This is a genomic window from Labrenzia sp. THAF191a (genome assembly GCF_009363335.1).
Lineage (GTDB): Bacteria > Pseudomonadota > Alphaproteobacteria > Rhizobiales > Stappiaceae > Roseibium > Roseibium algicola.
The window spans coordinates 2,388,454-2,411,509 of record NZ_CP045333.1 but is presented as its reverse complement, the minus strand read 5'-3'; the positions used below and the strand labels follow the sequence as shown (position 1 = coordinate 2,411,509).

Annotated in this window: 19 protein-coding genes; 5 read left to right on the top strand and 14 right to left on the bottom strand. The window is 59.5% G+C overall.

Annotated elements, in window-relative coordinates:
* The first annotated feature begins 396 nt into the window (after positions 1-396).
* Positions 397-2,847, top strand: coding sequence for a Tex family protein (locus FIV05_RS11130; RefSeq protein WP_152509582.1), 2,451 nt, complete (start codon positions 397-399; stop codon positions 2,845-2,847).
* A 43-nt stretch (positions 2,848-2,890) separates the two neighbouring features.
* Here the strand turns inward: FIV05_RS11130 and FIV05_RS11125 are convergent, their stop codons facing one another.
* Complete coding sequence (locus tag FIV05_RS11125; RefSeq protein ID WP_152509581.1) at positions 2,891-3,829, bottom strand: MliC family protein; 939 nt, start codon at positions 3,827-3,829, stop codon at positions 2,891-2,893.
* Positions 3,830-4,081: 252 nt separating this feature from the next.
* Between FIV05_RS11125 and FIV05_RS11120 the strand changes: the two genes are divergently transcribed.
* Together FIV05_RS11120 and FIV05_RS11115 are read left to right on the top strand one after the other, a co-directional pair.
* Positions 4,082-4,768 (top strand): DUF2270 domain-containing protein, encoded by a 687-nt coding sequence (locus FIV05_RS11120; protein WP_152509580.1) that lies wholly within the window; start codon positions 4,082-4,084, stop codon positions 4,766-4,768.
* A gap of 224 nt (positions 4,769-4,992) precedes the next feature.
* Positions 4,993-5,418 carry a GNAT family N-acetyltransferase gene (locus tag FIV05_RS11115; RefSeq protein ID WP_152509579.1) on the top strand — a complete coding sequence of 142 codons (426 nt, stop codon included), beginning with the start codon at positions 4,993-4,995 and terminating at the stop codon, positions 5,416-5,418.
* Positions 5,419-5,459: 41 nt separating this feature from the next.
* Here FIV05_RS11115 and FIV05_RS11110 read toward each other — a convergent pair whose 3' ends face one another.
* Positions 5,460-6,701, bottom strand: a complete 1,242-nt coding sequence (locus FIV05_RS11110; protein ID WP_152509578.1) for an FAD-dependent oxidoreductase — start codon at positions 6,699-6,701, stop codon at positions 5,460-5,462.
* Positions 6,702-6,893: 192 nt separating this feature from the next.
* Here FIV05_RS11110 and FIV05_RS11105 point away from each other — a divergent pair, with 192 nt between their 5' ends.
* A complete protein-coding gene (locus FIV05_RS11105) occupies positions 6,894-7,541 on the top strand; it encodes a GntR family transcriptional regulator (protein WP_152509577.1) in 648 nt (215 codons plus the stop codon).
* On the opposite strand, the gene arsB is transcribed toward FIV05_RS11105, so the two are convergent.
* The 10 genes from arsB to FIV05_RS11055 form a co-directional block, all read right to left on the bottom strand.
* The gene (arsB, locus tag FIV05_RS11100) at positions 7,538-8,584 is read right to left on the bottom strand and encodes an ACR3 family arsenite efflux transporter (RefSeq protein ID WP_152509576.1); all 1,047 of its coding nucleotides are present in this window, start codon (positions 8,582-8,584) and stop codon (positions 7,538-7,540) included. The two genes, FIV05_RS11105 and arsB, sit on opposite strands and share 4 nt — an antisense overlap.
* Before the next feature lie 158 nt (positions 8,585-8,742).
* Positions 8,743-9,096, bottom strand: coding sequence for a metalloregulator ArsR/SmtB family transcription factor (locus tag FIV05_RS11095; protein ID WP_055661220.1), 354 nt, complete (start codon positions 9,094-9,096; stop codon positions 8,743-8,745).
* A gap of 193 nt (positions 9,097-9,289) precedes the next feature.
* Positions 9,290-10,120, bottom strand: coding sequence for a dipeptide ABC transporter ATP-binding protein (locus FIV05_RS11090; protein ID WP_023003393.1), 831 nt, complete (start codon positions 10,118-10,120; stop codon positions 9,290-9,292).
* Position 10,121: 1 nt separating this feature from the next.
* On the bottom strand, positions 10,122-10,958 hold the full coding sequence (locus FIV05_RS11085; RefSeq protein ID WP_152509575.1) for an ABC transporter ATP-binding protein: 837 nt from the start codon (positions 10,956-10,958) through the stop codon (positions 10,122-10,124).
* 3 nt (positions 10,959-10,961) lie between these two features.
* Entirely contained in the window at positions 10,962-11,891 is a 930-nt protein-coding gene (locus FIV05_RS11080) for an ABC transporter permease subunit (protein ID WP_023003395.1), read from the bottom strand.
* 16 nt (positions 11,892-11,907) lie between these two features.
* Positions 11,908-12,915: an ABC transporter permease subunit gene (locus FIV05_RS11075; RefSeq protein WP_023003396.1), complete on the bottom strand. Its 1,008-nt coding sequence runs from the start codon at positions 12,913-12,915 to the stop codon at positions 11,908-11,910.
* A gap of 118 nt (positions 12,916-13,033) precedes the next feature.
* Positions 13,034-14,638 carry an ABC transporter substrate-binding protein gene (locus FIV05_RS11070; protein WP_023003397.1) on the bottom strand — a complete coding sequence of 535 codons (1,605 nt, stop codon included), beginning with the start codon at positions 14,636-14,638 and terminating at the stop codon, positions 13,034-13,036.
* A 297-nt stretch (positions 14,639-14,935) separates the two neighbouring features.
* On the bottom strand, positions 14,936-16,429 hold the full coding sequence (glpK, locus tag FIV05_RS11065; protein WP_152509574.1) for a glycerol kinase GlpK: 1,494 nt from the start codon (positions 16,427-16,429) through the stop codon (positions 14,936-14,938).
* Positions 16,430-16,505: 76 nt separating this feature from the next.
* Positions 16,506-18,026 carry a glycerol-3-phosphate dehydrogenase gene (glpD, locus tag FIV05_RS11060; protein ID WP_152509573.1) on the bottom strand — a complete coding sequence of 507 codons (1,521 nt, stop codon included), beginning with the start codon at positions 18,024-18,026 and terminating at the stop codon, positions 16,506-16,508.
* Positions 18,027-18,197: 171 nt separating this feature from the next.
* A complete protein-coding gene (locus tag FIV05_RS11055) occupies positions 18,198-20,501 on the bottom strand; it encodes a mechanosensitive ion channel domain-containing protein (protein WP_209009936.1) in 2,304 nt (767 codons plus the stop codon).
* Between the two features lie 298 nt (positions 20,502-20,799).
* Between FIV05_RS11055 and FIV05_RS11050 the strand changes: the two genes are divergently transcribed.
* Complete coding sequence (locus FIV05_RS11050; protein ID WP_152509572.1) at positions 20,800-21,915, top strand: DUF2336 domain-containing protein; 1,116 nt, start codon at positions 20,800-20,802, stop codon at positions 21,913-21,915.
* Between the two features lie 87 nt (positions 21,916-22,002).
* Here FIV05_RS11050 and FIV05_RS11045 read toward each other — a convergent pair whose 3' ends face one another.
* A complete protein-coding gene (locus tag FIV05_RS11045) occupies positions 22,003-22,437 on the bottom strand; it encodes a paraquat-inducible protein A (protein WP_055661214.1) in 435 nt (144 codons plus the stop codon).
* 208 nt (positions 22,438-22,645) lie between these two features.
* Positions 22,646-23,053 (bottom strand): flagellar export protein FliJ, encoded by a 408-nt coding sequence (gene fliJ / locus FIV05_RS11040; RefSeq protein ID WP_023003403.1) that lies wholly within the window; start codon positions 23,051-23,053, stop codon positions 22,646-22,648.
* Positions 23,054-23,056 lie beyond the last annotated feature (3 nt).

Genomic DNA, 23,056 nt, shown 5'->3' with positions numbered 1-23,056 from the left:
TCCTCATAACAAACCGTGTGATCCGGTTATTAAAGCTCGGGAACCTTGAACCTCGGCAGGATGTGCGCCCTTGCCCCCATGCGCACCACCAACCGACCACGACATCTTGTTGAAAGAATAGCTGCTCGTTTTCAACGCAGAATACGCAATTTATTGCAATTCGTACAGGAACTACCTGTAGCTCAACCTAAAAGTGCATACCAAAACAATTTCACTGAACTGCCTGCCGCGAAATTGGTTCGCCATTGGGCTCGGCTTGTTTCAATCCGGCGCGCCCGATCCGGCAATCTTTCGGTATTTCACAGTGGACGGAGCTCATCGGTCCCTTTTCCGCCCGATTGAGGGGGCTTATCGTCTGCGGCTCAGATTTTTCTCGACGGAAAGTACCTTTCGTAAATGGCAAGCGTATCGATGACCGACCCGACCACGTCCACTCCCAAGGCCGACCTGTCCGCCCAGATCGCCCTGCGCATCGCACAGAGGATCGCGGATGAAATCGGCTGCAAGGCCGGCCAGGTGAATTCGGCCGTCCAGATGCTGGACGAAGGTTCGACGGTGCCGTTCATCGCCCGCTACCGGAAGGAAGCCACCGGCGGGCTTGACGACACCCAGCTGCGCAAGCTCAAAGAGCGGCTGATTTATCTGCGCGAAATGGAAGACCGCCGCGTCGCCATAACCAAATCCATCGAAGAGCAGGGCAAGCTCACCGACGATCTTGTTGCCAGCATTCAGGCATCCGATACAAAGTCCCAGCTTGAGGACATCTATCTGCCGTTCAAGAAGAAGCGTCGCACCAAGGCGCAGATTGCCCGCGAAGCCGGTCTGGAACCGCTGGCCGACACTCTTCTGGACGATCCCACCCGGGACCCCGAGGCCGAAGCGGCCGCTTACGTGGATGAAGGCAAGGGCGTTGCCGACACCAAGGCGGCGCTTGACGGTGCCCGCCAGATCCTGATGGAACGCTTTGCCGAAAACGCCGAGCTGGTCGGCCGCCTGCGCCGCCATGTCGAGGAACGTGGTGTCGTTCAATCGAAACTCATCGACGGCATGGCTGAAAAAGGAGCGAAATTCGCCGACTATTTCGACTATTCCGAACAATGGTCGAAGATCCCGAGCCACCGTGCCCTTGCGCTGTTCCGTGGCCGCAACGAAGGCATCCTGTCTGTCGACCTGACGGTTGATGCTGACGACGTCTCCCCTGTCCTGCCCGCCGTAAAGATGGTTGCTGACACCTATGGCATCGCTGACCGGGGCCGCCCTGGCGACAAGTGGCTTATGGAAGCTGCGCGTTTCGCCTGGAAGGTGAAGCTTGCCCTTCACCTGGAACTCGACCTGATGGGTGTCCTGCGTGACAAGGCGGAAGAAGAAGCCATCCAGGTTTTTGCCCGCAACCTCAAGGATCTGCTGCTGGCAGCCCCCGCCGGTTCCAGAACCACGCTCGGCCTCGATCCCGGCATCCGGACAGGTGTGAAGGTTGCCGTTGTCGATGCAACGGGCAAGCTGGTTGAAACCGCGACCATCTATCCGTTCCAACCGCGCAATGATGTCTCCGGCTCCCGCGCCGCTCTCCTCGCCTTGATCGCGAAACACAAGGTCGGCCTGATCGCCATCGGCAACGGCACGGCCAGCCGTGAAACAGACAAGCTGGCGGGCGATGTTCTTGCCGACATCCCCGCCGCCCAGCGCCCGGTGAAGGTCATCGTCAACGAGGCCGGTGCTTCGGTCTATTCGGCCTCGGAACTGGCGGCGAAGGAAATGCCGGATGTCGACGTTTCCCTGCGCGGCGCGGCCTCCATCGCCCGCCGCCTGCAGGACCCGCTTGCCGAACTGGTCAAGATCGAACCGAAGTCTATCGGCGTCGGCCAGTACCAGCACGACGTCAACCAGACCAAGCTGGCCCGTGCGCTGGATGCGGTTGTCGAAGACGCGGTGAATGCCGTCGGCGTTGATCTCAACACCGCCTCTCCCGCCCTGCTGTCGCGCATTTCCGGCCTGTCGGACAGTCTGGCAAAGGCGGTGGTCGAACACCGTGAAGCCATCGGCCGCTTCGACAGTCGCACACAGCTCAAGGAAGTCCCGCGCCTCGGCGCCAAGGCTTTTGAACTCTGCGCCGGCTTTCTGCGCATCAACGAAGGCAAGGAACCGCTCGACGCCTCGTCCGTCCACCCGGAAGCCTATCCATTGGCAAAACGGATCGTGAAGGCCTGCGGCCGCGACGTGCGCCAGATCATGGGCGACGCCTCACTGCTGAAAGGCCTCGAGCCGTCAGAATTCACCGACGAAAAATTCGGTCTTCCAACCGTGAAGGACATCCTGTCGGAACTGGAAAAGCCGGGCCGTGACCCGCGCCCCGAATTCAAGACCGCCACCCTTCAGGACGGCGTCGAGGAAATTTCCGACCTGAAACCCGGCATGAAGCTGGAAGGCACGGTCACCAACGTTACCAACTTCGGCGCCTTCGTCGATGTCGGCGTCCACCAGGACGGACTGGTGCATGTCTCCCAGTTGGCGGACCGTTTCGTCGATGATCCGCACAAGGTCGTGAAGGCCGGTGATATCGTCAAGGTGACGGTCCTGGAAGTGGATGTTCCGCGCAAGCGCATCTCCATGACCATGAAGTCCCAGGCCGACTATCAGGGCCAGCGTGAGCGCGGTGGTCAGGAAAGGGGTGGCCAGAACCGGAGCGGTCCTGGGGGCCGAGGCCCCGGCGGAAAGGGGCCAGGCGGCGGAAACGGTCCGCGCGGAAATGGCCCCCGTGGTGGCGGTGCGCCGAAGTCCTCCGGCGGAGACAGCGGCAACAACGCCTTGGCCGCGGCACTTGCCGCAGCGATGAACAAGAAGAAATGAGGGCCTGATCCAGCGGCGTTATCAGCGCCGCTGGATCAACCTGCTACTGGTTTTCGTAACAGTCATCGATGCCCGAAGGCGATTGGCGCAAGAGCTGACGCCCCTTGCTGTGAGCCGTGTACTGACCGTCCGTATAACGCGCGCCCGACCCTGAGACGACCTGCTCGAGCCGTCTCGGCGTGTGACCGTCAATGGTGTAGATCAGGTGGCCGTTGCCGCTTTGCACGTAGGTGGCCGTCAAAGGCAATCCTTCGGTGCACGTGTAATGCACCGTGATTGAGTCTCCCGCGGCCGGCTGCGCCACATTGCCAGCTGCTGCCGGTTGATAGTTGCGCGCCGGAAAGGCATCGGTGATCTGGTAAAGGTCCGACCGCGGACCATTTCCCTGCTCATAAAGGATCATGCGCCGATGCAGATCCAGCTGCAGCGTCACATTTCTTGAAGCATCGTGGAGATACACCGACCAGTCGTCCCGGCCGAATTCCTGAAAATGGAAATTCACGGTGCCGTAGACGTCCGCTTCCTGCCACTGGCCGTTTCCAATGTTTGTGAAACTGCCGCCAGAATGCCGGACGACACCAACATTCTGGCCATTCACACCAGGAGCTGCCGACAGTTGGCCGCCAGGTTGCTGCGGCACCGGGTTCTGGACCTGAGGCCGGCCTCCGCAGACCTCGTATATCCCCGGGTATGGGCGCTCCGAGCAGAACAGCCCGCCCCAGTGAAAGCCCGTCTGTCCGTTGCGATACCTGACCTGGAACCACTCGTATCCATTCATCATGACCCCGGTACCGGACAGGATCAAAATGGCGTCCCCCTGACGGAGACTGCCGCTTTGCCCGTATTGCATACCAGGACCACTGCGAACCTTGCCGCCGTAGGATGCACCGTTTTGCGGGAAATCGACGTCCGGTGAGGCGAAAGCGATACTGGCTGGCAAAACAAGTGCTGCCAGCACGACAAAAAGCGAAAACCTGTTCATCAAAATGCCTGTTCCATTGAAGTTACTTTAGAGAAAATGCAGCGTCTTCGGAGAAAATTACTGTATTCAACGACGAACTTTAGGTCATACGAACAGGAAAAGGAACTTCGATTTGCGGTTGCTTGCGCGGCACTTTGTCAGACAGGCAGCGCGCGCCCTTCCCCGGCTTCGCCATGGTCAATTTTGCCCCTCTGGCAATAGCGGGAAACTGCATTACTCTGTTTTAACAAGAAGTCCGTTTAGGAACGGAATATGTCTCAGAAGGATCAGGAACAGGACTGGCCCAAGCAGGACATGGAGTCCGGCACGCTCACCGCGCTTGCCCACCTTTATCGCGCTGAGGTGTTTCGCAGCACCCATTGGCGCACCCGCCTCGACAACACCACCAACTGGGCCGTCGTCACCACCGGCATCGCGCTGTCCGCGACATTCTCCAACAAGGAAGCATCACCCTTGCCCATGGTGCTGGTGGGGCTGCTGGTAACTGTTTTCCTGATCTTCGAAGCTCGCCGCTACCGCTACTACAACATGTTTCGGGCGCGGGCTCGGCTGATGGAGACGGACTTTTACGCGCCCATCCTCGCCGGAGGCAAAGTACCCATGCGCGGAAGCTGGGCAACGATGCTCTCCGACGACTATGAAATGCCGCATTATCATATCTCGCTGGTCAGGGCGGCAGGACGGCGCTTGCGCAGCAACTACTCCTGGATCCTGGCGATCCAGGCTGTCGCCTACTACGGCAAGCTGGCGATACACCCTGTCCCACTGACCAGCCTTGCCGACGTGTTCCAACGGGCGGCGATAGGGCCGATCCCCGGATGGACCGTCATGCTTGCAGGTCTTGTCTTTCATACCAGCTGGGTGGTGTTTGCCATCGTGACCTTGCATCTCGACAAGCTCTACCGGGAAAAACGCCGCTCGCCAATGCAGTCGATCTGAGACAGCCGATGTCAGCTTCGAGAAGCATGTGTCTTTTCCTCCGGCAACAGGGTGTGGTATGGGCCTCTCAGTCCACTTCGGAGATTTTATGTCCTGACCTCTCGGGCACCCATCGGTGCCCATCCGCAAATCGCCTCCGGCTGCTCCGGACTGCGTTTGCCAAACCTGAAGAGAGACACCACCCGGTCGTGACCTCATGATCGGCAAAGGACAATGTTATCCAAATGATCAGACCCTATGTCAGCCAGGACGCTGAACGGATCATCCATATCTGGCGCAAGGCCAGTGAATTCGCCCACCCGTTTCTGAGCGACGACTTTCACGACATGGCCGCCACCGCCATCCGTGACATCTATCTGCCGAAAGCGGAAACCTACGTCACGGAGATCAACGGTGTTGCCGTCGGCTTCATCTCGCTGCTGGACAACTACATCGGCGGCCTGTTTCTGGACCCGCAATATCATGGACGTGGCCTCGGAAGGGCCCTTGTGGATCACGCGGTCAAACAGAAGGGGCCGCTCACCGTTGAAGTCTTCAAGGAGAATGCTCGCGGCCGGCGTTTTTACACCGCCTATGGCTTTGTGCCGACCGAAGAATACTTTCACGAGCAGGCACAGCACATCAGCATTGAAATGACGATGAAGCCCTGACAGGAAAGCGGCGGCCTGTGGGCCGCCGCACTGACATTGGCTCAGAACCGGCTTGCCGCAAAGGGCGCTGGATCGATATCAGGCCGGACACCCTCGATCATGTCAGCAATCATCTGCCCCGTGACGGCAGACTGCGTCAGACCGTGGTGGGCGTGGCCAAAGGCATAAAAGATGCCGCCATGCCGTGTTGCCGGCGAGATGACCGGCAGGCTGTCCGGAATCGACGGGCGGAACCCCATCCAGCGTTTGCCGCCTTTCGACTTGAGCTCCGGAAAAAACAGCTTTGCCTTGGCCAGCATTGCGTCCACGCGGCGCCAGTTCGGCGGCAGGTCGAGACCGCCGAATTCCACTGCCCCGCCCACGCGCAAGCCGCTCGACAGACGCGACAGGACGAACCCGTGACCGGACAGCATGATCATGCGGTTCACGTTAACGCCGGGGTCCGGGATAGTGATGTTGTAACCGCGTTCCGTATCCAGCGGGATCGGATCTCCCAGCTGCGCGGCAAGGGCCTTCGACCATGCCCCGCAGGCAATCACCAGTCGCTCGGCCGCGATCGTGCCGCCATCTTTCAGGATCACGTCACAGCCTTTGTCTTTGGGCTGCAGGCGGCTGACCTCACCAATCTCGAACTTGACACCCTGAGATGACAGCCACTCGGCAACCGAAAGGCAAAGGACCTTGGGCTCATCCACCTGCACCCAGTCCGGCACGAGTGCCCCGCCGACGACACGGGAAGAAAGGTCCGGTTCCAGATCCCGGATCGCAGATGCATCCAGCTCCTCAACCTTGATGCCGTAGTCGCGCTGCTCGGCCCAGCCCGCGCGCGAGGCTTCAAGCGACTGTACCGTATCGAACAGTTCCAGGCAGCCGTCCCGGCGCACCTGGTTGTGGGTTCCCGTTGTCCGCCAGAGCGCTTCCCACGCCGGAAGAGCGCCTCCATTCAGATCTGCCAGCGCCTTCGTGCTCTGCGCCACCTTTGCAGGGTTTGAAGCCGCCATGAAACGCAGCATCCACGGCAGGATCTTGAGCGCATAGGCCGGACGGACCGACAGGGGACCCAGCGGATCCAGCATCCATTTGAAGGCCTGTTTCCACAAGCCGGGCGACGCAAGAGGCGCGACGTCTGTCCAGGCGATGGCAGCCGCGTTGCCCTGGCTTGCGCCTGCCGCAGGGCCTTCGCGGTCCAGCACCGTCACGCCGTAACCGCGTTGCACCAGGCTGGCAGCAGTCGCCAGCCCGACGATGCCCGCACCAATCACATGGACATGTCCCTTGCTCATTCGGCGTGTCTTTTCTCGTTCGCGATCAACGACCTGTTCGGCGAAACAATGCGGGTGTCGCAAGGATCCACCGTCCAGACCAACAGTCTGTTTTCAGGTTCACCGTCCTGCCAGAACCGGCAAGGCTCGTCTAGCGGCTGACCTTCTGATATATCACTCGCACATCTGAAACATATAAAGGCCCAGACTTTCATGTCCGCAGATTTCAGCCGATCCACTCAGGCCTATCGCCTGCTGGAAGAAGAAATCGTGACCCTGAAACTGAAACCAGGGGCAACCGTAACGGAGGCCGCGCTTACACAGAGACTGGGTTTTGGCAGAACACCCATACGCGAAGCCATTCAGCGGCTGTCCTGGGAAGGCCTTTTGAACATCCGGCCGCGGCTTGGCATTGTCGTTGCGGAAATGAACCCGTCCGATTTTCTGAAGGTTCTTGAGGCCCGCCACGCTCTGGAACGTCTCGTTGCAGGGCTGGCAGCGCGGCTTGCCAGCAAGGACGACCGCAGAACCCTGGAAGCGATTGCGCTAGACATGCGCGAGGCGGCTGCGAAGCCGGACGTGGCGGACTATCTGCGCCTGGACAAAGCCTTCGACGAAGTCGTTTCGGCCGCTGCCTGCAACCCTTTTGCAGCAAAGGCCCTGGCCCCTTTGCAGACGCAGAGCCGCCGGTTCTGGTACCGCCATTTTGGTGAGGAGGATCTCACCCCGGCAGCCTGGAGCCACATGGAGGTCATGCGCGCCGTTGCTGCCGGAGACGAGGTCGCCGCGATGGATCACGCGGAAAACCTGATGCTTTACCTGCGCCGTCAGGCAACGACGCTGGTCAGCGGCTCCGGTTAGGCAGCCGCCGGAAAGTGAGACCGTGTCCGGTTTGCAAAGGCGACCAGCGACAGCATTACCGGCACTTCCACAAGAACACCGACAACCGTCGCAAGGGCAGCGCCCGAGTTCAGACCGAACAGGCTGATGGCAACGGCAACGGCAAGCTCGAAGAAGTTGGACGTCCCGATCAGCGCTGCCGGCGCGGCGGTGTTGAACGGCACCCGCCACAGATACCCCCAGGCGTAGGCGACGAAGAAAATGCCATAGCTCTGGATCAGCAGGGGAACGGCAATCAACACGATCACCAGCGGCTTTTCCAGAATGGTCTGCGCCTGAAATCCGAACAACAGGACAACGGTTGCCAGAAGACCCATGACGGAGAAGGGTTTGACCTTTGCCGTGAACTCGGCGATGCGCTCGTCGCTCCCCGATCCATCCAGCGCCTTGCGGGTAAAATAGCCGGCCACCAGCGGAATGATCACATAAAGGATCACCGACAGCAGCAAGGTCTGCCACGGTACGACAATGTCGGTCACACCAAGCAGCAGCGCAGCGATGGGCGCGAAGGCAAACACCATGATGATGTCGTTGATGGAGACCTGGACAAGCGTGTAGTTGGCATCGCCGCGCACCAGCTGGCTCCAGACGAAGACCATGGCCGTGCACGGTGCGACACCGAGCAGGATCATGCCGGCGATGTACTCTTTTGCAGTCTGCGGATCCACGAGCCCCGCGAATACGTGCTCGAAGAACAGGATGCCGAGTGCTGCCATCGTGAAGGGCTTGACCAGCCAGTTGACGACGATCGTGATGCAGAGCCCCTTGGGCTTGCGGCCGACATCCTTCAACGAGGCAAAATCGACGTTGACCATCATCGGGTAGATCATCACCCAGATGAGTACGGCCACAACCAGATTGACGCTGGCATATTCCAGAGAGGCGATCGCCTCGAAGACCCCGGGAAAGAGGGCGCCGAGCCCGACCCCGGCGGCAATGCACAAGGCAACCCAGAGCGACAAGAAGCGCTCGAAGAGCCCCATGGGTGACGTTTCCTGTGTCATTCCAACTCTCTCTCACATCGGCATTTCAGCAAACCAGGGAGCAGCGTGGAAAACCTGCCCGAGGTGTCTCAACATCAATTCGCTCAGAACCGGTCACGCAGCTTGTCTTGCTGCCGAAAGGAACCTTCCAGCATCCAGGCGTATCTGTTTCCTGAATGTCAGCACTTCCCACCTGGTTCACAGCCGCCACCGGCCACAAGCGATGCGATCGGTGCGCAGAGTTCCGGGTTGCCGCCGCAGCAATCCTGCAACAGGTAGGTCACGAGGCCCTGCATCGCTTCCAGGCTCGCCCGATAACAAATCGAGCGCCCGTCCCGTTCGGCGTGCACAAGGCCGGAACGGGACAAGGCGCCCAGGTGGGTCGACAGGGTATTCGGACGCACATCGAGTGCATCTGAGATGGCACCGGCGGTCATGCCTTCTTTTCCGGCCTTCACCAACAGGCGAAAGACGTCGAGGCGGGTTTCCTGACCAAGAGCTGCCAATGCATTCAGGGCGTCTTCTTTTTCCATATTTCGAGAATACTCGAAATATGGAATTATGCAACCCAAAAATTGCTGCGTTGCGACAAGTTGCAAACCGAAGCTGCGACCGGGCCGGAGTTGGAGCGCAGGTCGATCCCGGTACTTCCGTGACCGAAAGCAAAAAACCCCCGCTCCGGAAAGAGCGAGGGTCTTGTTTTCAGCGTCTGACAGAACTGCCGGTTCAGGCAGCCTTTGCAGCCAGTCGTTTCCTGATGCTTTCCACATCCGCATTCGGCGTCGCGGCGAACAGTGTCTTGGTGTAATCGTGCTGCGGGTTCTCGAAAACCTCGTCCCGCGTGCCGTATTCCACCACTTCACCGAAATACATCACCATCACCTTGTCTGCGATGTAGCGCACCACCGACAGGTCGTGAGAGATGAACACATAGGTGAGGCCCATCTCCTCCTGCAGGTCCGCAAGCAGGTTCAGAATCTGTGCCTGGACCGACAGGTCAAGCGCGGAGACCGGCTCGTCGAGCACCAGCAACTTCGGCTTCATCATGATCGCCCGCGCAATCGCGATGCGCTGACGCTGGCCACCGGAGAACATGTGCGGATAACGGCCGTAGTGCTCCGGCTGCAACCCGACCTTCTCCAGCATCTGCAGCGCCAGGTCACGGCGCTCTGCCGACGGCATGTCGGTGTTCAGGAGAAGCGGCTCTTCCAGAACATGGCCGATCTTCTGGCGCGGGTTCAGCGAGCCATAGGGGTTCTGGAAAACGATCTGCACCTTCTGGCGCATTTCGCGGGAAATACCGGTCTTGGAGATATCGATCGGCAGGCCATCGATCTCGATAAGGCCGGAAGACTGCGCGTCGATCATGGTGAGCATGCGCGCAAGGGTCGACTTGCCACAGCCACTTTCGCCGACCACGGCAAGGGTGGTGCCGCGTTCCACATCCAGGTTCACGCCCTTGACGGCGGTCAGGGTCGACGCCTTCTTGAACATGCCGCCCTTGATGTCATAGGTCCGGTACAGATCGCGGACCTTGAGGATCACATCGTCAGCCATCTCAGAAACCTCCCGCTTCGGCAAAGTCGCTCACCGTCGGCAAGCGGTCGCCCGTGGCATTTTCCGGCAGTGCTGAAAGCAATGCCTTCGTATACGGGTTCTTGGGGTTTTCGAAGAGGGACAGCACGTCGGCCTCCTCCATCTTGCGGCCCTTGTACTGCACGATGACACGATCGGCCGTTTCGGCCACCACACCCATGTCATGGGTAATCATGATCAGCCCCATGCCGCTGTCCTGCTGCAGCTTGACCAGGAGATCCAGGATCTGTTTCTGGATCGTCACGTCAAGGGCAGTCGTCGGCTCGTCGGCGATCAGCAGTTTCGGCGCACAGGCAATTGCCATGGCGATCATCACACGCTGGCACTGGCCGCCGGACATCTGATGCGGAAATGCGGACAGGCGTTCGGCTGGGTTCGGAATACCGACGGAAGTCAGGATCTCGACCACCCGGTCCCGGGCCTGACGTCCCTTCAACCCCATGTGGGTCTTCAGTGTTTCACCGAGCTGGAAGCCGACCGTGAAACACGGGTTGAGGCTGGCAATCGGCTCCTGGAAGATCATCGAGATGTCTTTCCCGATAACCCGGCGCCGTTCCTTGGCCGACAGGGTGCGCAGGTCGAGACCCTCGAATTCCATCTTGTCGGCGGTGATCGTTGCCGTGTTCGGGAGCAGACCCATGGTCGCCAGCATGGCGACGGATTTTCCGGACCCGGATTCGCCGACGATCGCCAGGACCTCGCCCGCATCGACCGCATAATCAACACCGTCAAGCGCCTTGAACGGGCCCTTGGCGGTGTCGAACTCGACCTTCAGGTTTCTGATTTCAAGAAGAGACATGGCTTAGCTCCTCTTCAGTTTCGGGTCGAGCGCATCGCGCAGGCCGTCACCGACCAGGTTGATGGCAAGAACGGTGATCAGGATCGCCAGACCCGGGAAGGTTACCACCCACCAGGCGCGCAGGATGAATTCGCGCGCTTCGGCAAGCATGGTGCCCCATTCCGGTGTTGGCGGCTGTGCCCCCATACCCAGAAAGCCAAGGGCAGCCGCATCCAGGATCGCGTTGGAGAACGACAGCGTCGCCTGAACGATCAGCGGCGCCAGACAGTTCGGCAGGATCGTCTTGAACATCAGCCGCATATGCCCGGCACCTGCCACCTTCGCCGCGACGACATAGTCCCGTGTGCGTTCGGACAGGACGGCCGCGCGGGTCAGACGCACGAAATGCGGCTGCAGCACGATGGCAATTGCGATCATGGCGTTGATCAGCCCGGGCCCCAGGATAGCCACCAGCACGAGGGCCAGCAGAAGCGAAGGGAATGCCAGGATGATGTCCATCACACGCATGATCAGCGTGTCGGTCATGCCGCGCATGTAACCGGCGACAAGGCCGATCACGACACCGCCGACAAGGGCGATGGTGACGACGACAACACCGATGAACAGCGAGAAGCGCGCGCCGAAGATGAGGCGCGAAAGAATATCACGGCCAACGGCATCCGTTCCCAGCAGGAACGCGGCCTTGCCGCCCTCCTCCCAGACCGGAGGCACGAGGAAACTGTCGCGATACTGGAAGTCGGGACTATGCGGTGCGACCAGCGGCGCGAAGATGGCCATGAGGACCAGCAACGCGAACACCACGAGGCCGACAACGGCACCCTTGTTCTGTGAGAAGTAGTACCAGAACTCGACAAGCTGCGCCTTGGTGGCGTTGCGGCTTTCTGCCTGGAGCTTGGTCTGATCGGCTTTCGCAGCCGGCGAGGTATTTGTCATTTTCCTTGTCCCCGGCTCAGTTGTGGCGAATACGCGGATTGATCAGGCCGTAGAGCACGTCCACGATCAGGTTGACCATCATGATGATCCCGGCAATCAGCAGCAGACCACCCTGGACCACGAAGTAGTCGCGGCGCGAGATGCTGTCGACGAGCCATTTGCCGATGCCCGGCCAGGAGAAGATAGTCTCTGTCAGGATCGCGCCGGCAAGAAGCACGCCGACCTGCAGGCCGATGGTGGTCACCACCGGGATAAGGGCATTGCGCAGCGCATGCAGACCGATCACCGCGCGGGGCGGCAGACCTTTCGCACGGGCCGTGCGCACGTAGTCCTCGCCCAGAACTTCCAGCATGGCGGATCGTGTCTGGCGTGCAATCACTGCCATCGGAATGGTCGCCAGAACGATGGACGGCAGGATCAGGTGCCGGACGGCGGAGAGGAAAGCGCCCTTCTCGCCGGACAGCAGACTGTCTATCAGCATGAAGCCGGTGACCTGCGGGAAGAAGAACATCAGCGAGATGCGCCCGGAGACCGGTGTCCAGCCGAGGGTTCCCGAAAACAGGATGATCAGCAGCAGGCCCCACCAGAAGATCGGCATCGAGTAGCCGACCAGCGCCGTGCCCATGATTGCCTGATCGGCAACCGATCCGCGCTTCACGGCCGCGAAGATGCCGGCGGGAATGCCAAGGCAGACGGCAATGATGATGGCGCAGAGCGCGAGTTCGGCAGTCGCCGGAAACAGTGTCAGAAATTCATCCAGCACCGGCTTCTTCGACACGAAGGACGTGCCCAGATCCCCCTGGAAGATACCTGCGATGTAGTCGAGGTACTGTTGCCAGAGCGGTTTGTCGAAGCCAAGCTGGCCAAGGACCTGAGCCCTCCGCTCATCAGATATACCGCGCTCGCCGGCGAGCAGTTCGGCAGGATCGCCGGGCAGCATGCGGATAAACGAGAAGGCGACGAGGGTGACGCCGAAGAATGTCGGTATCAACAGGCCGAGACGACCTAGAAGAAAGCGAAGCATGTCAGGTTCCAGATACGAAGAGCCAGCGGAAACGACCTGATGTCAGGAAAGCATCCGCCGGCCAGAATGTCCGAAGGCGCCAGCATTGCTGCCAGCGCCCTCTTCGAGTTAGGCGGATTTACTCCGCAATGTCCACGCCGTCAAACCAGTGGCCGCCGAGCGGGTCCATGACGTAGCCAGAGACCTTGGAGGACATCGGCATGAAGACCACGGAGTGCGCGATGGTTGCCCACGGAGCCTGCTCCTTGAACACGACCTGTGCCTCTTCGTAGAGCTTTGTGCGCTCTTCCTTGCTGGTCACGGTCTTTGCCTTCTTGATCAGCGCGTCGAACTCTTCGTTGCACCACTGGGCGCGGTTGGAGCCGCCGACACCGTCACAGCCGAGCAGAACGGCCAGGAAGTTGTCCGGGTCGCCGTTGTCACCGGTCCAGCCGAGAAGCACGGCACCGTCACGGTTCTCGTCCTTGGAACGGGACAGGTATTCACCCCATTCGTAGGAAACGATCTCGACGTTCACGCCGACGTTCGCGAAATCGGCCTGCATGACTTCAGCCATACGACGAGCGTTCGGGTTGTACGGACGCTGTACCGGCATTGCCCAGATCTTCATGGAAAGATCAGATACACCAGCTGCTGCCAGCATTTCCTTGGCCAGTTCCGGATTGTAGTCGTCGTCTTCAACGGCGTCGTTGTAGGACCACATGGTCGGCGGGATCGGGTTCTTCGCAGCCTGGCCGGAGCCCTGGAAAACTGCGTCGAGGATCGCCTGCTTGTTGATCGCGTGGTTCAGCGCCTTGCGGACTTCCGGCTTGTCGAACGGTGCCTGCTTGGTGTTGTAAGCGAGGTAACCGACATTCAGGCCCTGCTGTTCCATCAGGGTCAGGTTGCCGTCAGCCTTGATGTCGGCGATGTCGGCCGGTGCCGGGTACGGCATGACGTGACATTCACCGGCCTTCAGCTTCTGAAGACGCACGGCTGCATCCGGAGTGATCGCGAAGATCAGGTTGTCGACCGGCTGCTTGCCACCCCAGTAGTCCGGGTTTGCCGCATAACGGATCACGGCGTCCTTCTGGTAACCCACGAAGGAGAACGGACCGGTGCCGACCGGCTGCTGGTTCAGCTGTTCCTTGGAACCTGCTGCTTCAAGCTGCGCTGCGTATTCGGCGGACACGACGGAAGCGAAGTCCATCGCCAGGTTGGCGATCATCGGTGCTTCCGGACGGTTCAGGACGAACTTGACCGTGTAGTCGTCAACCCTGACGATTTCCTTGATCAGGTCCGGCATGGACATGCCGTCGAAATATTCCCACGCGGTACCGGCGGTGTATTCGTGCCACGGATGATCCTTCTTCAGCTGACGCTCGAAGGTGAAGATCACGTCGTCTGCATTGAATTCACGGGTCGGCGTGAAGAAGCTGGTGGTGTGGAACTTCACACCCTGACGCAGCTTGAAGGTGTATTCCAGACCGTCTTCGGAAACTTCCCAGCTTTCAGCCAGGCCCGGCAGCACTTCGGTCGTGCCGCGCTTGAACTCGACAAGCCGGTTGTAGATCGGCTTGGAGGAAGCGTCGAACGTCGTGCCTGCGGTGTAAAGTGCAGCATCAAAGCCTTCAGGCGAACCTTCAGAGCAATAAACCAGGTTTTTTGCAGAAGCGCCGGTTGCTGCAATCACAGCAAGGCTTACGCCAAGAAGGGATGCCTTCAAGGTTTTTTGGAAATTCATCAAACTGTTCTCCCCTTGATGAAGAGCAAGGGCCTTGCATCGTTGAATCGCGCAAAGGAGTTAAGCCCAAGCCAGCGCAAACTAAGGCGTTTTTTTGGCAGAAAATCAACTGCCAACATATTTCTAATTTGAGGATGTTTTTGAAATTTTTTTGCTAGGTAAGAGTTGCTGCCGTAAATTTTTAATGCGGCAACGTTAACTCACGAGAAACAAATACCGCAACGGCAGCGTTTTTCAAGCTTCATCTAACCGCCTGAAAACAAAAGGCTCCCGCAATAACGGGAGCCTCTGAATTTCTCAACCCTGCGTAGAACGCGTTCGTTTGACAGCGTCCTGCCATCCGGCAAGCAATCTGGCCCGCTCACTTTCCTGTAAACGCGGCTCGAAACGCTTTTCCAGCTTCCATTCTGCCGAAAATGCCTCGGCGCCAGGCCAGACACCTGCCTTCGATCCGGCGAGCCACGCTGCCCCGAGCGCCGTCGTTTCCGGGACAGTCGGCCGGTCGACCGGCGCGCCCAGAATGTCGGCCAGGAACTGCATCGTCCAGTCGGATGCCGTCATGCCGCCATCGACACGGAGCACCGGTTGTTCAGCCTCCGGCCAGTCTGCCCGCATGGCTTCAACCAGGTCGCTGGTCTGGTAACCAACGCTTTGCAGGACCGCCCGGGCAATTTCCTTCGGACCCGTATTTCGCGTCAGACCGAACAGCGCGCCCCGGGCGTCCGCGTCCCAATAGGGAGCGCCAAGACCAACGAAGGCAGGAACTAGGTAGACGTCCTGGTTCGGATCCGCCTGTTCGGCAAGCGACTGCGTGTCGCCGGCACTTTCGATGAGACCCAGACCGTCGCGCAGCCACTGGACGGCAGCACCGGCAACGAAGATCGACCCTTCGAGCGCATATGTGGTTTCGCCGTTCAGCCTGTAGGCGATGGTCGTCAGCATGCGGTTGTTGGACCGGACCGGTTTGGACCCGGTGTTCATCAGTGCAAAGCAACCCGTGCCGTAGGTGGACTTGACCATTCCCGGCTTGAAGCATGCCTGCCCGACCGTCGCGGCCTGCTGGTCGCCGGCAACACCGAGGATCGGTATTGCCCGGCCGAACAATTCCGTATCGGTGACGCCGAAATCATCCGCACTGTCCTTGACCTCGGGCAGCAGGTTCTGCGGGATGTTGAGGAGCTTGCAAAGCTCTTCATCCCACTTGTTTTCGTGAATGTTGTAGATCAGCGTCCGGGAAGCGTTGGTGGCATCGGTTGCGTGCACCTTGCCGCCCGTGAGTTGCCAGATCAGCCATGTGTCGACGGTGCCGAAGGCAAGCTCACCGCGTTCCGCACGCTCGCGCACACCGTCCACATTGTCGAGGATCCAGGCGATCTTGGTTCCGGAAAAATAGGGATCCAGCAACAGGCCTGTCTTGGCGGAAAAAACTCCTTCGCGGCCTTCCGAGCGCAATTTCGCGCAGAAATCGGCCGTACGCCGGTCCTGCCAGACAATGGCGTTGTAGACCGGTTCGCCCGTTGAGCGGTCCCAGACAAGGGTGGTTTCCCGCTGGTTAGTGATCCCGATCGCGGCAACATCCGCGCCACCGGACGGTGCCTTTTCCAGCGCCTCCCGGCACACGCGCAGCGTGCTCGTCCAGATATCGGCCGGCGAATGCTCCACCCAACCCGACTTCGGGAAGTGTTGCGGAAACTCCTGCTGCCCCACACTGATTGGATGGAAATCGTCGCCGAAGACAATTGCCCGGCTCGACGTCGTGCCCTGGTCTATTGCCAAAACACATCCGGCCATGGCGCACCTCCCGTTTTCTTCTTGTCATGAAAACTGCCGGCAAGGCCGGCAGGTCATCTGGTTCCGTTTGATAAAACTATGCCGCAGCGCCGGCCTGCTCCGCAAGATAAGCCGACAGATAGGTGTCCAGCTCGGCGGCTTCCTCCCCGCTGAGTCGCAACCCCAGTTTCGTCCGTCGCCACAGGATGTCCTGCGCACTGCGGGCCCATTCGCGGCGGACCAGCCATTTCACTTCCGCTTCATGAAGATTGTAGCCAAAACAGCGGCCGAGATCTTCGAGCGTCTTTGCTTCCCCGAGTATGAAGCGCGCATCCGTGCCGTAAAGACGGGTCAGACGAGTGGCGAAGACCTTGTCCAGGAACGGATAATCGGCCTCGAGGCGTGACACTTCCGCGTCGAACTCGCTCACCTTGAAATCACCGCCCGGCAGCGGCGCATATGCCGTCCAAACCCCGCGCTTGAAAGGCAGATACGGCTCCAACTTTTCCAGGACATGCTCGGCAAGCTTGCGATAGGTCGTGATCTTGCCGCCAAAGACGGACAGGATCGCCGGCTTTGCATCGCCCGCATCCAGCTCAAGCACATAGTCGCGCGTCGCTGCCTTGGCATCCTTTGCGCCGTCATCGTAGAGCGGGCGGACGCCGGAATAGGTATGGACCACGTCTTCAGGCGTGATCGCATTTGCCAGATACTCGCTCGCCGCCTTGCACAGATACGCGATCTCGTCCTTCGAGATCTCGACCTTGCTCAGGTCATCCTGGAAATCGACATCGGTCGTGCCAATCAGCGTGAAGTCGTTTTCATAAGGAATGGCGAACACGATCCGGCCATCGCCGTTCTGGAAGATGAAGCAACGGTCGTGTTCGAACTGGCGCTTGACGATGATGTGGCTGCCCTTGACCAGCCGGACGCTGGAACTGTTGTTCGCCCCGGTAACGCCGCTCAGCATGTCCGCAACCCACGGCCCGGCGGCATTGACCAGCACATTGGCAGTGACGGTCTTTTCCTCGCCGCTTGCCAGTTCTTTCAGAACGACCTGCCAGACGTCGCCGTCCCGCCGTGCGCTGATGCATTTGGTTCGGGTCTGGATTTCGGCACCGCGATCAGCCGCATCGCGCGCATTCAGAACCACCAGCCGGGCATCGTCCACCCAGCAGTCCGAATATTCGAAACCCTTCTTGAAGAGCTTCTTGAGCCCTTGCGAGAACGGAGCCTGATCCAGACGCACGGTCTTTGTGGCCGGCAGCAGTTCCCGCCCGCCGAGATGGTCATACATGAAGAGACCGAGCCGCAGGAGCCATGCCGGACGCAGGTCCTTGTGGTGCGGCAGGATGAACCGGAGCGGCCAGGCAATGTGCGGCGCTGCGCGCCACAGCACTTCACGCTCTTTCAGCGCTTTGCGCACCAGACCGAACTCGTAATATTCCAGATAGCGCAGCCCGCCGTGGATGAGCTTGGTCGAGGCCGACGATGTGGCGCCGGCAAGGTCACCCATTTCGACCAGAAGAACCGAAGCCCCCCGGCCGACCGCGTCGCGAGCGATGCCCGTTCCGTTGATGCCCCCACCAATGATCAAAAGATCGTAATCCGCAGCCATAACTGTCCCCGGCCTGTGTTTTTGCGTCTCAGGATTGAAAATGAAAATAAAACGAAACTTCTCGAAATTCAATCAACAATTTCGCACACCAAGACGAAACACCCCGGCAAGAAGCTTGCGCCTCCGCCGGGGTTGAATAGACCACTCAGAAACTACAAGGTATTGATCTGTCTAGTTTTCTCCGTCCTCTGCCGGAGCATCGTCCTCCAACTGGGTCGAAGAAACGTCAACCTTCTTGCGCTGTTTCGGTTTGTTCCCGTCTTCCACGAAAGGAGGCGTAGCGGCGTGATAGGTCACTTGCGGGAACGGGATTTCGATATTCCGTTCGTCAAAGACCTGTTTGACGAATTCGTTATACGCACGCCCGACGCCCCACTGATCCCCCGGGACGGTCTTGATGCGACCGCGGATATCAATGGAGCTGGCACCGAAATTGGTAACGCCGTGCATTTCGAAATCACCGATGATCTTGGGTCCGAAATCCGTTTCCTTCAGTCTGCGGAAGGCTTCCAGCATGGCGTCCTTGGCGTGGGTGATATTCGTGTCGTAGGCAACACCGATCAGCGCGACATGATAGGAGAAGCCGCGCATGAAGTTGGACACCATGTCGACCGACGAGAACGGAATGATGTGGGTTGTTCCATCGATATCGCGCATGCGCACCGACCGGACGGTGATCCCCTCGACCGTTCCCGTTATCCCGGCAACGGTGACGACGTCGCCTTCGTTGATGGCATTCTCGACCTGGATGAAGGCACCGGTGATGATGTCCTTGACCAGGGTCTGCGCACCGAAGGAAATCGCCAGACCGACGACACCGGCACCGGCGATCAGCGGACCGATATCGACACCGACTTCCGACAGCGACAAGAGCAGTGCCATCACCACGATGACGACCGTCGATGCATTGCGGAACAACTGGAACAGCGTGCGTTCGCGCGCTGTAACGATGTATCCGGAACGTGACTGCAGCCTGAGGTCCACCCACGACATGACGGCAAGCCAGATCATGAAAGCGACGAGCAGGACCAGGAAGGCAGAACCGTAGCTGCTCAGAAGCTGCACCCCGGCTTCGCTGACCAGCCATTCGGCAACCGTCAACAGACCCCAGATCTCCAGAAGCAGCAACACCGTCACCAGGAAGACGGCGAACCGGATGAACTTCAGAAGGCGCGGCACAAAGGCGTTCAGCCGGCTTTGAAGCGCCGGAAGGGTCCGGTTCAGGTCGTCCGGCAGGCGTATCCCGCCCTTGATGGCCTTGGTGACGACCAGAGAAATGGCCATGCCCGCCATGATGGTGAGGATCGACAGACCCGTTGCCCGCAGAATAATGGTTGTCGCATCAAACGGCCGGGTCACCCAGATGATGAAAACCGCCGCGATATAGCCGTAGGCAGCCAGGTGCCAGAGTTGGCCGACGAGCACGAGCGCGCGCTTGGCAAGAGCGCTCTGCAGATGCTCGGCGTAATCCCGCGCACCCACGTTCACCCGGTGCCTGTTCTGGTGCACCAGCACCAGAAGATAGATCATCCCGAGAAGCACGACGAGGAACCGCAAGGCGTTGCCGAGCACGAAGGAAACCGCAACATTGGCGATCGGCACGGCCAGGAACAGGCCGAAGACCATCCAGTACATGAACAACCGCAAACGGCCGTACCAGTAGAGCGAACTCTCATCGGTGAACGGCAGCAGCCGCAGTTCCGGCCGCCCCGGCGCGAATATGAAGCGCAGCGAGACGTTGGCCATGCCGAGGATGAAAAACGCGTTCAGCGCCAGGCTTTCCTGAAGCGTTACGCCTGCATTTATTCCACCGAAGCTTGCCAGGGCCGCCGCGTTGCCGACGGCCCAACCGACGCCTACAGTCACTGCATCGACGACCGATGTCAGAACAAGAATGAAGCTGCGCGTCAGCCCACCGCCGTAACGCGCATAGAGCGACATGCGTGGATAGAGTGCCTTCGCGATCAACTGGCTGGCAAAAAAGCCGAGATAAGCTGCAAGAAGCACGATGCCGACCTGGATCGCGATATCCTCGACCCGGTCCCATTTCACCGGGATATCGCCGCGCGCAACCAGAACCAGGCCGTTCAACGAGCGCATTGCCTGCTCCAAGAGATAGCCCGCGTCATCGACCAGAACCCGTGTGTATTCACCGATCCGAAGGGCGAAGTTTTCCTGCTGCAGGGGTTGAGAGATACCCTGAACCGGAATTGCAGCTTCATTCCCGGGAACCTGCCTGTCACCATCAGCAGGCTGACCGTCCCCTGTGCTTTTCTGCAAGAGATCGATCAACGCTGCCCGGCTTTCAGGGTCGTTCAGGACCTTTATCAGGGCCTGGCTCGCCTGTTCGACATCGGCCGGCGGCGCTTGCTCTTGCGCCGGGGCCTGCCCCCCGCTTTCCTGAGCCAGAACCGGAGCCAACCCGGCAAGCATCATTGTCATCAGGGCAAAGAGGCAGCAGCGCAAAATCTTCATTTCAAACTCTTGTCAATTCCAGGAAGACCGGCGGGGGTCCGGCCATGGCAGGGACAATATGGAGGAACGCTCGCGGATGAAAAGGGTTCAGACTGCTGTCTTCGGACATTTTTTAGGTACTATTATAAAACGCAAGTTTCCCGTGCAGTAACGACCGCATCAAAACCAGCAGAAACAAGGATTCACTGGAAATCGCAAAAAGATTTCACCTTTACGCAAGGTAATATGCCAGCCTCCATTTATCGGGTAACGTAATAATAACAATATGGGCGCCAATCTGGCCCGACGAGGAGGAAGGATGCCCAGGTCCTTGATCAAGCTTGCACAGGAAGGCACAGACGAGGCGCGACGACGGCTGTTCGCGCAGGTGAGCGAACTTGTGATCGCGAACCTCGATGAGCGGACCGACCGGGAACTGGCAATCTTCTCCGAAGTAATCATCAAACTGTACAGTGTCGGCTCGCCCAGGGATCGTGCCAGGCTGGCCCACAAGCTCGCTTCGCAAGTCAACACCCCGCCGGAGCTTGCCCGCAAGATCGCCGAAGACGACGTCAATGTGGCCATGCCCCTGCTTGCGCAAAGCCCCGCGCTAACCCAGGAAGACCTGATCGACTTTGTCGAACGGTTGAGCAACAGTCACCTACAGGTGATTGCCCGCCGCACCGACCTCTCGCCCGAAGTCTCAGATGCCATTGCCGAAAAAGGCGACCGCCCGGTGCACCGCATTCTGGCCGGCAACCGCGAGATCAAACTGTCCCGCGAAACCATGCTGAGTTTCGTCAAATACGCCACGGAAGACGTGGTCCTGCGCGAGGACCTGTGCCTGCGCTCCGATCTTTCCCCTGCAGTGTGCCGGGCCTTGCTGCCGCTTGTGGACGATGAAACCAAGAAGCGACTGCGCAGTATCATCGAAGGTTCCCTGTCGCAGGATCAACTGGACCAGATCGCAAGACTGAAGGTGCTGCGCCGGGAGTTCGGCGATGCCCTCAACAATCCGGACATGACCCTTCTATGGCGGGAAGCGGAGCGTGCGGAAATCACCGTCAACGAGCTTATGATTCTGTTGCTGCAGGATGGCCGCTTCAATCATGCGATCGAGCTGCTCAGCGCGCGCGGCCGCACGGCCCAGACGGCACTCAAGGATGCGGTCTTCAACGGCAAGAAGGATCTGGTTCTCAGAACCGCGGAGAAAGCCGGCCTCGACACGCCAACCTTCGCCCTTTTCGCCAAGGTTCGCTGCGACCACTTGAAGATCCCGGCAACGCAGGGCTCCGAATGGACGGCCACCTACAAGAAGTTTCTCGACAGCACGGCACAGACCAAACAATCCCGATGCGGTGATTTCCAGGCGAACCGGCGGGAAAAGAAACCAAGACCCACGGGTGATCGTCCCGGACGTGTCGCGGCAATGTAGCGACAACGCGCAGCGTTGCTTCGCGCCAACCGACTTTTCGAAGCGCAACCTTGTCAGCGCTTTTTCCAGTCCGCGTTTTCCGAGAATTCAGCTTTTGGAACAAAGCGTCGCGGCGATTGCCGTCGACAGGGTCGCGGCCGCGTAGAACCAGAGGCCCGGCAAAATGGCGGCTGCCGCCAGTCCGCTTGTCTTGGCGGCAAAAAGCACCAGCGCCACCAGCATGACATCCAGCATCGACCACTTGCTGACCATCGACAGGAGCGCAAGCGAACGCGTCTTGGCGCCACTGAGCACGGCCACATGGATCAGAAGGATCTTCAGCGCAGGGAACCCGATCGAAAACAGCGCCACGATCGCGGCAAGAACCGCATCGCCCTCGTGATAGAGGCTGGTCACCATTTCGATCAGCGTCGGTCGGTCTTCCAGAAAATAGAGGCGCTCGAACCGCATGAGCGGCTGCGTCAGTCCAAGAGCGAACGAGAAAGTGGAAACGGGAAGCAGCAAAGCCAGAAAAAATCGCATTGAAACTGCCGTACCCTGGCTATCGCGTAAACTTGTAGCGGCACCTGCGCCCGGCAACACCGGGAGGAGCACCAATTCCTATATCACCCGGATCGGAAAGCACAAAACCTGACCGCCGCGAGCAACGATCAGGAATATAAGAACGTATATCAAGCCCTGCCAGCCCCCATTCGGAGACCGGCTGCTTCCAGGGGAGTTCAGTAAGCCGTTATCGGCCTCGAGCCCGCGCAGCAACTTCGTCGAGCTGATCCTGCTCCGCCAGTTCCTGGGCTGTGCGCTCGCGCTGCTGGTCGCGCTCTTCCAGCTGCTCGAACTTCTTCAGCTCCTCGATCGCCTCGCTGAGCTCGTCCTGGGCACGTTGCAGCTGGTCGTCCAGTTCATGCGCGGAATTGCGCAGGTTGTCGCGACGGTCCGCTGCGGCCTTGGCAAACGTCGGATAGGCAAAATGCGTGACATCCGTAATACCGACCCGCTCCTGCTCCGACCGGATCTGGTCATCGAGTTCATCGGCCATACGGTTGAACTCGGCGATCATGCTCTCGATCTGAGCAAGCTGTCGTCGTTTCTCGTCAACCTGAAACCGCTTCAAACGGATCAAACTGTCTCGGGTTTTCATTAC

Coding starts and splice junctions, on each gene's coding strand:
- FIV05_RS11130 (WP_152509582.1), top strand. CDS start 397: ATGGCAAGCGTATCGATGACCGACCCGACCACGTCCACTCCCAAGGCC.
- FIV05_RS11125 (WP_152509581.1), bottom strand. CDS start 3,829: ATGAACAGGTTTTCGCTTTTTGTCGTGCTGGCAGCACTTGTTTTGCCA.
- FIV05_RS11120 (WP_152509580.1), top strand. CDS start 4,082: ATGTCTCAGAAGGATCAGGAACAGGACTGGCCCAAGCAGGACATGGAG.
- FIV05_RS11115 (WP_152509579.1), top strand. CDS start 4,993: ATGATCAGACCCTATGTCAGCCAGGACGCTGAACGGATCATCCATATC.
- FIV05_RS11110 (WP_152509578.1), bottom strand. CDS start 6,701: ATGAGCAAGGGACATGTCCATGTGATTGGTGCGGGCATCGTCGGGCTG.
- FIV05_RS11105 (WP_152509577.1), top strand. CDS start 6,894: ATGTCCGCAGATTTCAGCCGATCCACTCAGGCCTATCGCCTGCTGGAA.
- arsB (WP_152509576.1), bottom strand. CDS start 8,584: ATGACACAGGAAACGTCACCCATGGGGCTCTTCGAGCGCTTCTTGTCG.
- FIV05_RS11095 (WP_055661220.1), bottom strand. CDS start 9,096: ATGGAAAAAGAAGACGCCCTGAATGCATTGGCAGCTCTTGGTCAGGAA.
- FIV05_RS11090 (WP_023003393.1), bottom strand. CDS start 10,120: ATGGCTGACGATGTGATCCTCAAGGTCCGCGATCTGTACCGGACCTAT.
- FIV05_RS11085 (WP_152509575.1), bottom strand. CDS start 10,958: ATGTCTCTTCTTGAAATCAGAAACCTGAAGGTCGAGTTCGACACCGCC.
- FIV05_RS11080 (WP_023003395.1), bottom strand. CDS start 11,891: ATGACAAATACCTCGCCGGCTGCGAAAGCCGATCAGACCAAGCTCCAG.
- FIV05_RS11075 (WP_023003396.1), bottom strand. CDS start 12,915: ATGCTTCGCTTTCTTCTAGGTCGTCTCGGCCTGTTGATACCGACATTC.
- FIV05_RS11070 (WP_023003397.1), bottom strand. CDS start 14,638: ATGAATTTCCAAAAAACCTTGAAGGCATCCCTTCTTGGCGTAAGCCTT.
- glpK (WP_152509574.1), bottom strand. CDS start 16,429: ATGGCCGGATGTGTTTTGGCAATAGACCAGGGCACGACGTCGAGCCGG.
- glpD (WP_152509573.1), bottom strand. CDS start 18,026: ATGGCTGCGGATTACGATCTTTTGATCATTGGTGGGGGCATCAACGGA.
- FIV05_RS11055 (WP_209009936.1), bottom strand. CDS start 20,501: ATGAAGATTTTGCGCTGCTGCCTCTTTGCCCTGATGACAATGATGCTT.
- FIV05_RS11050 (WP_152509572.1), top strand. CDS start 20,800: ATGCCCAGGTCCTTGATCAAGCTTGCACAGGAAGGCACAGACGAGGCG.
- FIV05_RS11045 (WP_055661214.1), bottom strand. CDS start 22,437: ATGCGATTTTTTCTGGCTTTGCTGCTTCCCGTTTCCACTTTCTCGTTC.
- fliJ (WP_023003403.1), bottom strand. CDS start 23,053: ATGAAAACCCGAGACAGTTTGATCCGTTTGAAGCGGTTTCAGGTTGAC.